We start from the raw sequence: 12,200 nt of genomic DNA, 5'->3' as shown, positions 1-12,200 counted from the left end.
TACCTATTGTTGTACAGTAAGAGAATAAATTCTCCATTCTTTTTTCCACAAATCACAATTATAAATATATGACTTACGATAACCGCACTGAAGTTAGGAAAGTTTTAATTATCACTCTCCTGCTGAATGTATTCGTCATGGGTTTAAAAGTCGTTGTAGGTTATTGGACAGGTTCTTTAAGTTTACTAGCGGATGCTTTACATAGTGTGACAGATAGTGCTAATAATGTCTTAGGATTAGTTGCTATTAAGTTTTCTTCACCATTACCAGACCGAGAGCATCCTTATGGACACAATAAATTTGAAGCAGTGGGGGCTTTAGGTATCGCTGCATTTTTAGGTATAGCCTGTTTTGAAATTGTCCAAGGTGCAGTAGAAAGAATTATCAAAGGTGGTGAACCTGTGAGAGTATCACCTATAGAACTGTGGTTATTACTGATTGTGTTAGGAGTAAATATTTTTGTCGCCTTTTATGAGCGCAATGTCGGGAGAAGAGTCGGTAGTTCCATTTTAGTCGCTGATGCTACCCATACCATGAGTGATGTGTGGGTGACAATCTCCGTTATCGGTGGTTTAATTGGGGTTTGGTTGGGTTATCAGTTGTTAGATGTCCTACTGGCTTTCCCAGTGGCTTTACTGGTATTTTGGAGTGGTTGGTCAGTTTTAAAAGAAAATTTACCTTGGCTGGTAGACCAAATGGCGATCGCTCCAGAAATAATTCATACAATTGCAGTTTCCGTACCTGGTGTCATTAACTGTCATGATATCGCCTCCCGTGGTGTCATCGGTCGTCAAGTATTTATAGAAATGCACTTAATTGTAGATGCACGCGATGTAGAGACTGCTCATATTATCACCGAAGAAGTAGAAAGACAACTAGAAGAACGTTTCAGTCCAGTCAGGATTTTAATTCATGTTGAACCACCCGCATATCAGTCTGAGCGCATAACCTTTGAATCTGAATAAACACTGTTTTCGGTTTAACTTTTGACTTTCGCCGATACTAGTCTGTATTTTAACTTAAATCAAACAGTAATATTTCCCCATTTGAATTACTGCTAATTGTTAATTTTTCTTCTCCTGTAATTTCTACACCATCTCCTGCTTTTAATTTATGATTATTAAAAACTACTTCACCTTTAGCTATTTGTAACCAAGCATAACGATGATTTTGAACGTGATAATTTACCACCTCACCTGGTGCTAAAATTCCCGCATATAAGGATAGGTCTTGGTGAATAATTACAGCCCCATCTCGTCCATCTTCAGCCGCAATTAACCGCAGTTTTCCCCGCTTTTCTTCTATAGGAAAAGCTTTTTGTGCATATCTAGGTTTTAGTCCTTGCTGATTTGGTAAAATCCAGATTTGCAGTAAATGTAATTCTTCTGTTTGAGAAGGATTAAATTCACTGTGCATAATTCCCGTTCCCGCACTCATAACCTGTGCTTCACCAGGAAGAATTACCGCACCTGTGCCTAAACTATCCTTATGTTCAACTGCACCGGATAAAACATAAGTAAGAATTTCCATATCCTTATGTCCATGAGTGGGAAATCCTGCACCAGCAGCAATGCGATCATCATTAATTACTCGCAAAGAACGGAATCCCATCCGCTTGGGATCATAAAAACTGCTAAAAGAAAATGTATGATAACTATTGAGCCAGTCAATATGATAATGTCCACGGGCATCGCCATCATGAATTACATAATTAATGGTATTTTGAGTCATGATTCCACCTTACTATTAATAGTTAGTTGTTTGTACCAGATAATAAATATTTTTCATCTGTTTATATAGTAAAGTAGTTACAGGTAAATTCCCAAATACACACTAAAAAGTAAGATACTTACCAAAAATATACTATGGCTAATAATTTTATGAACTACTACGTGATCTATGATGGCAACTGTAATCTTTGTGTAACTTTAGTCCAATTGTTGGAAACTTTAGACCAAGGGAAACTGTTTCGCTACGTTTCTATGCAAGATGAAGAGACATTATGCCAATGGGGAATTACTTCAATAGATTGTCAACAGGGGATGATTTTAATTGATAGTAATGCCACAGAGAAACGTTGGCAAGGTAGTAATGCTGCTGAGGAAATTGGACGACTATTGCCTTTGGGTAGTATATTTGTGGATGCGTATCGGGCGTTACCGGGGATGAAATGGGCAGGGGATAGGTTTTATGAACAAATTCGGGATCATCGTTATACATTGTTTGGGAAGCGTTCTCAAACCTATCAATCAGTATACTGTCTAGATGGTAGTTGCAAAGCTGATCATGAGTAATTTTGAGTCAGACTTTAATTTAGTACATGAGTTCTATTATGTAAGAATTTAAACCTCTTTTCTGGGCTATTGCCGTTATTTTTGCATTTAAAGCCTAAAATATATTTAACCTTAAAGGTTAACAATATTTATGAAAAATTGGTATAATGGATATTGTATTCGAGAATAGCAAATTTGAAGAAGAGTGCAATAACCAACGCCTTTTAGTCAAAAATCATGGTGCAGATCGAGCAAAACGCATCCAAAAACGGCTCAATTCCTTACTTTACGCCAACGTACTAGAGGATATGCGAAATGTTCCTGGACGTTGCCACGAATTAGTTCATGATCGAGCAGGTCAATTAGCGCTTGACTTGGATCATCCATACAGACTCATCTTTGAACCTGCAAATCACCCAATTCCCACCAAATTAGATGGTGGTCTCGACTGGAATCAAGTAACTACCGTAAAAATAATCGGCGTGGAGAATTATCATGGAAAGTAAGATCCAAAATCGGTACAATCCAGATTACGTTTCACCTCCGGGGGATACCCTGTTGGAAGTGCTGGAAGATAGGGGTATGACCCAAGCAGAACTGGCTGAACGGACAGGAAGACCAAAAAAAACAATTAATGAAATTATTAAGGGTAAAGCCGCAATTACCCCAGAAACAGCATTGCAACTAGAACGGGTATTCAATATCCCAGCCAGTTTTTGGAACAATCACGAACGACATTACCGGGAATTTTTAGCACAAAAGGAAGAAAAAAAGCGTTTAGCAAAACAAGTACCCTGGCTGAAAGAAATTCCTGTCACAGCTATGATTAAATCTGGCTGGATTCGCCGCTGTGGGGATAAAGTAGAGCAACTGCGGGAAGTGTTAAATTTTTTCGCCGTCGCCTCCCCTGAACAATGGGAGGGTATATGGTTGAATCATCATATAAATTTTCGTCAATCTCAAGCATTTCAAAGCGACCCTAAAGCTGTATCTGCTTGGTTACGTCGGGGAGAAATCGAAGCATCGGCAATTGTTTGCGCTCCTTACAATGCCAATAAGTTTAAAGAGACACTACAAAAAATCCGTACTCTCACATTAGAACCACCAGAAATTTTCCAAGCAAAATTAATACAATTATGCGCAGAAGCTGGTGTAGCTGTGGTTTTTCTGCCAGAACTTCCGAAAATGCGAACTAGTGGTGCAACTCATTGGTTGAATGCTGACAAAGCCCTTATTCAACTCAGTTTGCGGTATAAAACTGATGATCATTTGTGGTTTACATTCTTCCATGAAGCTGGTCATATTTTACTACATGGTAAGCGGGATTTCTTTCTTGAGGGAACAGGTATTATCTCCGTTGAGGATCAAGAAAAAGAGCAGGAAGCTAACAAATTCTCTGCGGATATACTCATTCCTCCTGGAGATTTACAACGATTTCTGGACTCAGTTTCACAAATTAGTAAAACCAATATTATCCAGTTTGCTAATGAGATTGATATTGCACCGGGAATTGTCGTTGGTAGACTTCAACATGATCAAGTTTTACCCTCTAATCACTGTAATGATTTAAAGCAAAGGTGGGAATGGGCGTTAGATCAACAGAAAAACTAAAGAAAAACTAATTATTTTTACTGTTATTTTTACTGACTCGGCCGATTAAACACCTCTAAAATTTGCCGACAAACCTGTTTGAGTTTTTCCCCAACAACAGCCAAAGGTACAGAATCACCGATAAAACTCCAGGTTTCCACCGTAGAAAGTCGCCAAACTTCACCACGATGGTCAAATCCAGCCGCTTCCACACCAATGGCGCGACGGTGATCAGTGATGGGATCTTGATAAAATCGAATTTGAATTAAAATACTGCGACAGCGCCAAGATTTGCTGACACCTGGGAAGTGAAAACCGATGTCAATGGAATCTGGATCTACTAATTCTCTGGTTTCCAGGTCATTATGCCAGGGTTTGAGATCAGATTTGACATCAGGAAATTCGTATTTAAACAAATTGACCACCGTAGCAATTTTGCTGGCAAATTCGACGTTTGTGGCTTGTTCGGCTGCGTTCACTCAATAATCTCCTATATTCGGTTAGCCTGGAGGGAAGATGAAGATAAAGACAGAAAAACCTAAGTTAATTGTAACGGTTGATTACATAGCGATCTAAAATAACACTGTTCATCGGCAACCAAAGAAAAAATTAATTTCCATTTATGGTGCGTCAACGTTCTATTTTCTCACTGATTTTCGTATTATTAGCAACATTCCTGATTGGTTGTGGTGGTCCTAGTGTTGCTACTTTACCACCATCTTATACAGCAGCGGAAGTTGCTAAAATTCAGGAGTATGTTCCGGGAATTAAAGCGGTAATTGATCGCCAAGGGGAACTGAAAAGCTTGATTTCTGAGGGTGAATGGATAAAAGTCGGCAATTTTATCCATGGACCGATGACGGAAGCTAAGTTAAATATGACTTATGTAGTCCCCAATTTGGCACAGCAGTCCCAGGGAAAGGCAAGACAAATCATTAAAGATTTGTTGAATGACTTAGTAAAAATAGACCAATCTGCTACCGTTGGCAATACCAGTCAGGCTTTGAGTAATTACAAACAAGCTTTTGCGGATATTGACAAGTTCTTAGAACTAGTTCCCGAAAAAAGTAGCTAAAGGAAAAGGCCACAGGCAACAGGTAGGAGGAAACAGGGAATAGGGTAAAGAATAATAAATATATATAATTTATTATAATTCTCCCTCTACTCCCTGCTTCCTGCCTGCTTTCGAGTCTTGAATCACAAAATGCTAGGGTGATGGAGTGATAGGGTGGAGAGGAAGACTTTTCATTCTTCACCCCTGACTCAAGTGCGAAAACCATGAATGTAGTAATTATCGGTTGTGGTGTGGTTGGGGCGGCGATCGCCTATGAACTGAGCCAAGTTAAAGGTTTAAATATCACTGTTTTTGAGCAAAAACAACCGGCACAAGGTTCTACTAGCGCCGCCCTCGGTGTATTAATGGGTGTAATTAGCAGTAAAACTAAGGGTATTGCTTGGCGAATGCGAGAAAGTAGTATCCAACGCTATGGAACTTTGATTCCTGAATTAGAAGCAATTACGGGGCGGAAAATCCCCTGTAACCGGCAAGGAATCGTCATGTTGTTATCGGAAAATTTAGAGCGTCCCCTAGAAAGTGGCGTTGAGGTACTTTCAGAATGGGAACAATTGCGGGAAATTCGTCAATCCCAAGGTTGGCAATTACAAGTTTGGGATCAAGAACAACTCGGAAAATATTGCCCCCAGGTTAATTATCCCCAAAGTATTGGGGCTGTCTATTCTCCCCAAGATCTACAATTAAATGCTACAGCTTTAACTTTAGCTTTAGTAGATGCCGCCCAACGCAATGGGGTAAATTTTCAATTTGGTGTGTCTGTTACGGGTACAGAAACCCCACCTCCTCCCCCCCCAACACCCTTACACATCAAAAAAGGATTGGGAGAAGCACACAAATGTAATTTTATTGAAACTACACAGGGTAAAGTCACCGCTGATTGGTTTATCATGTCTGCGGGTTTGGGTTCAACGGCTTTAACTGCAAAATTAGATCAGATGGTAAATATCCGTCCGGTACTGGGACAAGCTTTATATCTAAGTTTAGGACGGACTTTAGGAAATCCTGATTTTCAACCGGTGATTACTGGTAATGATGTGCATATTGTCCCCATGGGCAATGGTGATTATTGGGTTGGTGCAACGGTAGAATTTCCTAATGATCAAGACCAAATACCGCCAAATCAAGAATTATTAGATGCTGTTAGACAACAAGCGATCGCTTTTACCCCAGATTTAGCCGCCGCTAAGGTTCTCCGCACTTGGTCGGGACTGCGTCCCCGTCCTGAAGGACGACCAGCACCAGTTATTGATAAGTTACCGGGTTTTACTAATGTTCTTCTGGCTACGGGACACTATCGCAATGGTGTTTTACTCGCCCCAGCCACAGCCACAGCCATTCGAGAAATGATTTTACCCCAAGATTCTCATTCTTAAATTTTCCTATATTCCTAGTCCATCAGACCCCGGATTTCTTCAAGAAGTCTGGGATCTGAAGTATAGCGATTTCTATAATTAAATACAATTACTGCAAGATAGTTCTTCCTTATCAGAATCCATTATACCAAATTCCCCAGCACAAGTCAATACCTTTAACTCTTAAAATGCGAAATTTTTTCTTTTTCATGAATAGCAATCAGAGAGAAATAATTTCCCACCCTTGTTTATCCGTGTTCTATGTGTTCTTGAGTAGTTATTTTTAAATTTTTCTACGTAAGAGGACATCTATTACTGACTACCAGACTTTGAAAATTACAGTTTACCAGATCAATGGACTGCTAGAGTCGGATAAGCTGGGTATTGAAGATCCTGAAAAACTTACCAAATATTCTCAACAGACTAACTACATTGTAACTGAACTATGTTTGATGCACTATCTGACCGTTTAGAATCCGCCTGGAAAAAACTGCGAGGACAGGATAAAATATCAAAATCTAACATTCAAGACGCTTTACGGGAAGTGCGTCGGGCTTTGTTGGAAGCAGATGTTAATCTTCAAGTCGTTAAAGATTTTATTAGCGAAGTTGAAACCAAAGCACAAGGGGCTGAAGTTATCAGCGGTGTGCGTCCTGACCAACAATTCATCAAAATTGTTTATGATGAACTGGTGCGGGTCATGGGAGAGGAAAATGTTCCCTTAGCAGAAGTTACAGGGAAAACCACCGTTGTGTTAATGGCTGGTTTACAAGGGACCGGGAAAACCACAGCCACAGCCAAATTAGCCTTACATTTACGCAAACAAGAGCGTAGTTGCTTATTAGTGGCTACGGATATTTATCGTCCCGCAGCAATTGATCAATTAATCACTCTGGGTAAGCAAATTGACGTACCAGTTTTTGAACTGGGAATTGAGGCAGACCCCGTAGAAATTGCCCGTCAGGGTGTGGAACGCGCCAGAGCAGAAGGCATAAATACAGTAATTATTGATACTGCCGGACGGTTGCAAATAGACGAAGGGATGATGGCGGAATTAGCCCGTATTAAACAGGTAGTTGAACCCGACGAAACCTTGCTGGTTGTGGACGCAATGACCGGGCAAGAAGCGGCAAATCTAACGCGCAGCTTCCATGATAAAATTGGTATTACAGGGGCAATCCTGACAAAAATGGACGGGGATAGCCGAGGTGGTGCAGCGTTATCTGTGCGGCAAATTTCCGGCGCGCCGATTAAATTTGTGGGTGTGGGGGAAAAAGTCGAGGCCTTGCAGCCATTTTACCCGGAACGCATGGCTTCGCGGATTTTGGGCATGGGGGATGTTCTCACCCTAGTAGAAAAAGCCCAAGAAGAGATAGATTTGGCAGACGCGGAGAAAATGCAGGAGAAAATCCTGTCAGCGAAATTTGATTTTACTGACTTTCTCAAGCAAATGCGGTTGTTGAAGAATATGGGGTCATTAGGAGGAATCATGAAGATGATTCCGGGTATGAATAAGCTTTCCGATGACCAGTTAAAGCAGGGAGAAACCCAGCTAAAACGCTGTGAAGCGATGATCAATTCCATGACCGGAAAAGAGAGACGTGATCCAGATTTATTATCTAGTTCTCCCAGTCGGAGAAAGAGAATAGCATCTGGTTCTGGATACAGAGAAGCGGATGTAAGCAAACTAGTGGCGGACTTTCAAAAAATGCGATCGCTCATGCAGCAAATGGGACAGGGTGGCATCCCCGGTATGCCAGGAATGTTTGGGGGTGGAAATCCTTTAGCCGCAGGAAATCGCCCGGCACCGGGCTGGCGCGGTTATCCTGGGGGCGCAGCACCAGCGAAGAAAAAGAAAGAGAAAAAGAAAAAAGGTTTTGGCACTCTTTAAAATTTAAGCACAAAATCCCGGATTTCTTCCATAAATTCGGGACTTGCCAAGTGCAATAACTACGGAGTTTGTTTAGGGGTTCAAAAAAACGCAAAGCGATCGCAAATCACTATAATTGTTAATATATTCATCAGTGCCACTGCTTGTGTTCAAAACTTTATTTACCTTTGGTAAAATGGAGATTTAGATATGGTACAGCAACTTATACCACCAGAAATCAAACCAGAAATCATCTACCCTGATAGTGATGGCAACCTTATGTCCGATAATACTAAACAATATGAATGGATTGTTAAAATTAAGGAAAATTTAGAAATACTATTCGCCCCAAACGATGATGTATTTATAGCGGGTGATTTACTTTGGTATCCTGTAGAAGGAAGTGTAAAAACCCGACAAGCGCCTGATGTCATGGTGGTGTTTGGAAGACCCAAAGGTGACAGAGGTTCTTATAAACAATGGCAAGAAAATAATATTCCTCCCCAAGTGGTATTTGAAATCCTATCTCCGGGAAATACTACCAAAGAAATGGCCAAAAAAATCCTCTTTTATCAACGTTATGGAGTAGAAGAGTATTATATATACAATCCAGATACAATTGAATTAACAGGATTTATTCTTGAACAAGAATGTTTAGAGGCAATTGAGGATATTAATAATTGGGTCAGCCCGCGTTTAGACATACGTTTTAAACTCACAGCAGATAACTTAGAAATTTATTATCCTCATGGCGGTAAGTTTCTCACATCTGTGGAATTAAATCAACGTGTCGAAGAAGAAAAGGAACGTGCCGACAAAGAAAAAGAACGTGCTGAACAAGAACAACAACGTGCTGAACAAGAACAACAACGTGCTGAACAAGAACAACAACGTGCTGAACAAGAAAAAGAACGTGCCGACCAAGAACACAAAAATTATCAAGACCTATTAGCAAAATTAGCAGCTAAAGGTATTGATCTCAATAATCTCTAAAAATTAGAATTATATCCCCAACTTCTCAAAGAAGTCGGGGATATGAAAACCGCACCAACTAACACCACCAACTAACACCAAATGCGACCACGACGCAAAGGTTTATCAGGTTCAGTGTGTTGGGATTTTTAGAATATATAATAGCAAATCCTCAAGGAGCAACATATATGACTACAATTCAGGTTAAAAGCTTCACCCTAGAAGAATATCACGAACTCATCGAAATTGGCTTTTTAAAAGAAGATGATCACATTCAATTAATTAACGGAGAATTGGTAGAAATGGTATCAAAAGGTACGGCACATGAAACTTGTTTAAGAAAGCTATTAAAGGAACTTCCAAAACTTATAGAAGATAGAGCAATTCTGCAATCTCAAGCCCCTATTAGTATACCACCCAAAAGCGAACCAGAACCAGATTTTGCCATTGTCAAAAACCGTGATGATGATTATTTTTCATCTCACCCACAAGGGACAGATATATTGTTAGTCATAGAAGTTGCAGATTCTTCCATAGACTATGACCAAAAAGTGAAAATACCTCTTTATGCAAAAGCGGGAATACCTGATTATTGGATATTTAATTTATTAGATAATTGCTTGGAATGTTACAGTGAACCATATCAAAATAAACAGGGGATATTTGGGTATACAAATAAGCGAATTGTTTTACCTACTCAGGTGATATCTTTACCTTGGTTTACTGATTTACAGCTTGATTTAAGTAAAGTGTTTCCTGTGTATTAATGAATATCCCCAACTTCTCAAAGAAGTCGGAGATATGAAAACCGCACCAACTAACACCACCAACTAACACCAAATGCGACCACGACGGAAAGGTTTATCAGGTTCAGTTTGCTGGGCTTTTTGTCTAGCCATTTCCTGTGACCAAAAACCATAATCTTCCAAACCAGTAGATAACAATTTGCGTTCAATTTCTTGTGACTGTTGAGGTTCTGGTTGACTCGAATTTGCGGGGGTTTTCTTTTGTTTACTCATAACTTTGATAACTCCTAAATTGCACAACTGCAAGAAGATTTAATTTGCTGATAGCTACGATTTTGAAATGCGGCGGGGTCATTATAATTAGCACCATGTAATAAGTCCATACGAATGCTAACAAGGAAATAATAGCTGGAAGAATAGAAAATTTGAATCTTTATTATCAAATGAGTTCTTCTACAACCACCAACAGAAACTAACAATAACCTGTAATTCTACCTGGCAAAGACAGCAAAGATGCAAAACCCTATCAAGAGAAAGATATAATAGAAAGTATCAAATAACTTGAACAACTAGAAAAAGGAGATGAACTATGAAATATAGTATTCTAATTCAATAGTCCCAAGAAGATCAAGCGTATATTGCTTTTTTACCTGAGTGGGGAAAATATGCTAAAACCCACGGAGAAAGCTATGAAGAAGCTCTAGAAAATGCTAAGGAAGTGTTAGAAGATTTGCTGTATGGCTATAATCAAATCGGTAAGCCTATACCCCAACCCCAAATATTACAAAATATAGCTTAAAAAAGACATAATCTGACAATAATGATATCTATAAGTTAGATGTAGGTTGGGTTAAGCGACAGCGCAACCCAACAACATTAAATCACAAAATCACCGAAATGTTGGGTAACATCCTGTAAATCCTGAAATCCTGTACTTCGACTCCGCTCAGTAACCGTAAATCGTGATTGGTGACAATTTCATTTTCTGCAAAATTTGAGCAAATTTTATGATATCTACTACTGCAATTTCTCCCATCTTAACTATTCCTCCCCTAGAAAACGGCGACAAATTAACCCGTCATGAATTTGAACGGCGTTATCATGCCATGCCGAATCTCAAAAAAGCCGAATTAATTGAAGGAGTAGTTTACGTGGCATCACCATTAAGAATCAAAAGTCATGGAGAACCCCATGCTTATATTATGACTTGGCTGGGAGTTTATAAAGCAGCTACACCGGGTATAGGTTTCGCCGATAATGCCACAGTGCTAATAGATACAGATAACGAACCACAACCGGATGCTTTATTAAGAATTGAAACAGGAGGACAATCAAGAATAAATAAAGATGATTATGTAGAAGGTGCGCCAGAATTAATTGTGGAAATTGCTGCTTCTAGTGCTTCCTATGATGTGCATGAAAAACTCAAAGTTTATCGTCGTAATCAAGTCCAAGAATATTTAATCTGGCGAGTTTATGACCATCAATTTGATTGGTTTAGGTGACAATAAGGGGAGTATATTCAACTTCAAGCCAATGCAGATAATATAATTTGTTCCCAAGTATTCCCCGGTTTATGGTTAGATAAAACAGCATTATTAGGAGGAGATTTAGGTAGAGTATTAGCTGTTTTGCAGCAGGGTTTAGCAAGTCCAGAACATGAGAATTTTATTAGTAGATTATCTAGTTAGCAGCAGTTACCATCCAAACTAAAATTCCTAAAATGACATCAACAGGAGGAAGGGGATAATCTGTAAAATCAATTGTTACAGTTTGTTCCGTTAATTGTAGAAATCGCCAAACAGTACCATTAGTGACGCTACCATAAATTGTAGGAATGGGTTGATTATTAATTTCATTGAATTTTTGAGCAGCAATCATTTCTGCAATACACTGGCCAATACCCGGATTTAAGTCTGATTTTTTAGCTTCCACAATCATAACTGCTGGTGCTTCCACTTCTAACTGTTCTGCTGAAAGACTCAGAACAAAATCACAGACTCCATTCAATCCTAAAGCCGAATCTACAGTAAAATCTGTACCAGAAAATAAACTAATTTTTCTTTGTAAAATCTTACGAACCTCTAGTAAAACCGGACTAATGATTAACTCAGAACGTGCTTTTTCACTTCCTGTCGCTATAGCTAATGGTAAACTTTCTGCTAAAAAATCAGTCAGGGTTGCACTAGCAGCTATTGGTTGGATTTCTGGCAGAAACTTTTGATTTTCAATGGTGTTTATGCCAAAGGTTTGCTTGACTTTTCTGAGGGTAAAATCACTGTATGACATAATGTGACATAATGTAAATATTTCCAAAAATGA

At 39.2% G+C, this 12,200-nt stretch carries 14 protein-coding genes and 1 pseudogene; 10 read left to right on the top strand and 5 right to left on the bottom strand.

Going from position 1 to position 12,200, the window contains the following annotated elements; translation table 11 throughout:
* Positions 1-68 precede the first annotated feature (68 nt).
* Entirely contained in the window at positions 69-965 is an 897-nt protein-coding gene (gene cdf31, locus FFO06_RS08505; protein WP_137907648.1) for a CDF family zinc efflux transporter Cdf31, read from the top strand.
* 49 nt (positions 966-1,014) lie between these two features.
* Here cdf31 and FFO06_RS08500 read toward each other — a convergent pair whose 3' ends face one another.
* A complete protein-coding gene (locus FFO06_RS08500) occupies positions 1,015-1,731 on the bottom strand; it encodes a pirin family protein (RefSeq protein WP_137907647.1) in 717 nt (238 codons plus the stop codon).
* Between the two features lie 149 nt (positions 1,732-1,880).
* On the opposite strand from FFO06_RS08500, the gene FFO06_RS08495 reads away from it, so the two are divergent.
* The 3 genes from FFO06_RS08495 (at position 1,881) to FFO06_RS08485 (ending at position 3,884) form a co-directional block, all read left to right on the top strand.
* Positions 1,881-2,294, top strand: a complete 414-nt coding sequence (locus FFO06_RS08495) for a thiol-disulfide oxidoreductase DCC family protein (protein WP_137907665.1) — start codon at positions 1,881-1,883, stop codon at positions 2,292-2,294.
* Positions 2,295-2,440: 146 nt separating this feature from the next.
* Entirely contained in the window at positions 2,441-2,779 is a 339-nt protein-coding gene (locus tag FFO06_RS08490; protein ID WP_137907646.1) for a type II toxin-antitoxin system RelE/ParE family toxin, read from the top strand.
* The gene (locus tag FFO06_RS08485) at positions 2,769-3,884 is read left to right on the top strand and encodes a helix-turn-helix domain-containing protein (protein WP_137907645.1); all 1,116 of its coding nucleotides are present in this window, start codon (positions 2,769-2,771) and stop codon (positions 3,882-3,884) included. The genes FFO06_RS08490 and FFO06_RS08485 overlap by 11 nt, the downstream gene beginning before the upstream one ends.
* A gap of 29 nt (positions 3,885-3,913) precedes the next feature.
* On the opposite strand, the gene FFO06_RS08480 is transcribed toward FFO06_RS08485, so the two are convergent.
* Entirely contained in the window at positions 3,914-4,342 is a 429-nt protein-coding gene (locus tag FFO06_RS08480) for a Tery_1686 family protein (RefSeq protein WP_137907644.1), read from the bottom strand.
* 143 nt (positions 4,343-4,485) lie between these two features.
* Here FFO06_RS08480 and psbQ point away from each other — a divergent pair, with 143 nt between their 5' ends.
* From psbQ to FFO06_RS08455, 5 genes are all read left to right on the top strand, one after another.
* On the top strand, positions 4,486-4,938 hold the full coding sequence (gene psbQ, locus FFO06_RS08475) for a photosystem II protein PsbQ (protein ID WP_137907643.1): 453 nt from the start codon (positions 4,486-4,488) through the stop codon (positions 4,936-4,938).
* 203 nt (positions 4,939-5,141) lie between these two features.
* Complete coding sequence (locus FFO06_RS08470) at positions 5,142-6,311, top strand: NAD(P)/FAD-dependent oxidoreductase (RefSeq protein WP_137907642.1); 1,170 nt, start codon at positions 5,142-5,144, stop codon at positions 6,309-6,311.
* A gap of 424 nt (positions 6,312-6,735) precedes the next feature.
* Positions 6,736-8,181 (top strand): signal recognition particle protein, encoded by a 1,446-nt coding sequence (gene ffh / locus FFO06_RS08465; RefSeq protein ID WP_137907641.1) that lies wholly within the window; start codon positions 6,736-6,738, stop codon positions 8,179-8,181.
* A gap of 189 nt (positions 8,182-8,370) precedes the next feature.
* Positions 8,371-9,153 carry a Uma2 family endonuclease gene (locus FFO06_RS08460; protein WP_137907640.1) on the top strand — a complete coding sequence of 261 codons (783 nt, stop codon included), beginning with the start codon at positions 8,371-8,373 and terminating at the stop codon, positions 9,151-9,153.
* A gap of 167 nt (positions 9,154-9,320) precedes the next feature.
* On the top strand, positions 9,321-9,899 hold the full coding sequence (locus tag FFO06_RS08455) for a Uma2 family endonuclease (protein ID WP_137907639.1): 579 nt from the start codon (positions 9,321-9,323) through the stop codon (positions 9,897-9,899).
* 63 nt (positions 9,900-9,962) lie between these two features.
* On the opposite strand, the gene FFO06_RS08450 is transcribed toward FFO06_RS08455, so the two are convergent.
* Positions 9,963-10,151 carry a cyanobactin biosynthesis PatC/TenC/TruC family protein gene (locus FFO06_RS08450; protein ID WP_236097104.1) on the bottom strand — a complete coding sequence of 63 codons (189 nt, stop codon included), beginning with the start codon at positions 10,149-10,151 and terminating at the stop codon, positions 9,963-9,965.
* Between the two features lie 14 nt (positions 10,152-10,165).
* Positions 10,166-10,321, bottom strand: coding sequence for a cyanobactin biosynthesis system PatB/AcyB/McaB family protein (locus FFO06_RS22285; protein WP_255501544.1), 156 nt, complete (start codon positions 10,319-10,321; stop codon positions 10,166-10,168).
* 564 nt (positions 10,322-10,885) lie between these two features.
* On the opposite strand from FFO06_RS22285, the pseudogene FFO06_RS08430 reads away from it, so the two are divergent.
* Positions 10,886-11,569: pseudogene (locus FFO06_RS08430) on the top strand (Uma2 family endonuclease).
* On the opposite strand, the gene FFO06_RS08425 reads toward FFO06_RS08430, so the two are convergent.
* Entirely contained in the window at positions 11,562-12,167 is a 606-nt protein-coding gene (locus tag FFO06_RS08425; RefSeq protein WP_137907638.1) for a hypothetical protein, read from the bottom strand. The pseudogene FFO06_RS08430 and the gene FFO06_RS08425 sit on opposite strands and share 8 nt — an antisense overlap.
* Between the last annotated feature and the right edge of the window lie 33 nt (positions 12,168-12,200).

Origin of the sequence: Dolichospermum planctonicum (assembly GCF_005402965.1) — a bacterium.
Lineage (GTDB): Bacteria > Cyanobacteriota > Cyanobacteriia > Cyanobacteriales > Nostocaceae > Dolichospermum > Dolichospermum planctonicum.
The sequence above is the reverse complement of the archived record's forward strand: the minus strand, read 5'-3'. Positions and strand labels throughout refer to the sequence as shown.

Excerpts from the sequence above, each read along its gene's own strand:
- cdf31 (WP_137907648.1), top strand. The coding sequence starts at position 69 with ATGACTTACGATAACCGCACTGAAGTTAGGAAAGTTTTAATTATCACT.
- FFO06_RS08500 (WP_137907647.1), bottom strand. The coding sequence starts at position 1,731 with ATGACTCAAAATACCATTAATTATGTAATTCATGATGGCGATGCCCGT.
- FFO06_RS08495 (WP_137907665.1), top strand. The coding sequence starts at position 1,881 with ATGAACTACTACGTGATCTATGATGGCAACTGTAATCTTTGTGTAACT.
- FFO06_RS08490 (WP_137907646.1), top strand. The coding sequence starts at position 2,441 with ATGGATATTGTATTCGAGAATAGCAAATTTGAAGAAGAGTGCAATAAC.
- FFO06_RS08485 (WP_137907645.1), top strand. The coding sequence starts at position 2,769 with ATGGAAAGTAAGATCCAAAATCGGTACAATCCAGATTACGTTTCACCT.
- psbQ (WP_137907643.1), top strand. The coding sequence starts at position 4,486 with ATGGTGCGTCAACGTTCTATTTTCTCACTGATTTTCGTATTATTAGCA.
- FFO06_RS08470 (WP_137907642.1), top strand. The coding sequence starts at position 5,142 with ATGAATGTAGTAATTATCGGTTGTGGTGTGGTTGGGGCGGCGATCGCC.
- ffh (WP_137907641.1), top strand. The coding sequence starts at position 6,736 with ATGTTTGATGCACTATCTGACCGTTTAGAATCCGCCTGGAAAAAACTG.
- FFO06_RS08460 (WP_137907640.1), top strand. The coding sequence starts at position 8,371 with ATGGTACAGCAACTTATACCACCAGAAATCAAACCAGAAATCATCTAC.
- FFO06_RS08455 (WP_137907639.1), top strand. The coding sequence starts at position 9,321 with ATGACTACAATTCAGGTTAAAAGCTTCACCCTAGAAGAATATCACGAA.
- FFO06_RS08450 (WP_236097104.1), bottom strand. The coding sequence starts at position 10,151 with ATGAGTAAACAAAAGAAAACCCCCGCAAATTCGAGTCAACCAGAACCT.
- FFO06_RS08425 (WP_137907638.1), bottom strand. The coding sequence starts at position 12,167 with ATGTCATACAGTGATTTTACCCTCAGAAAAGTCAAGCAAACCTTTGGC.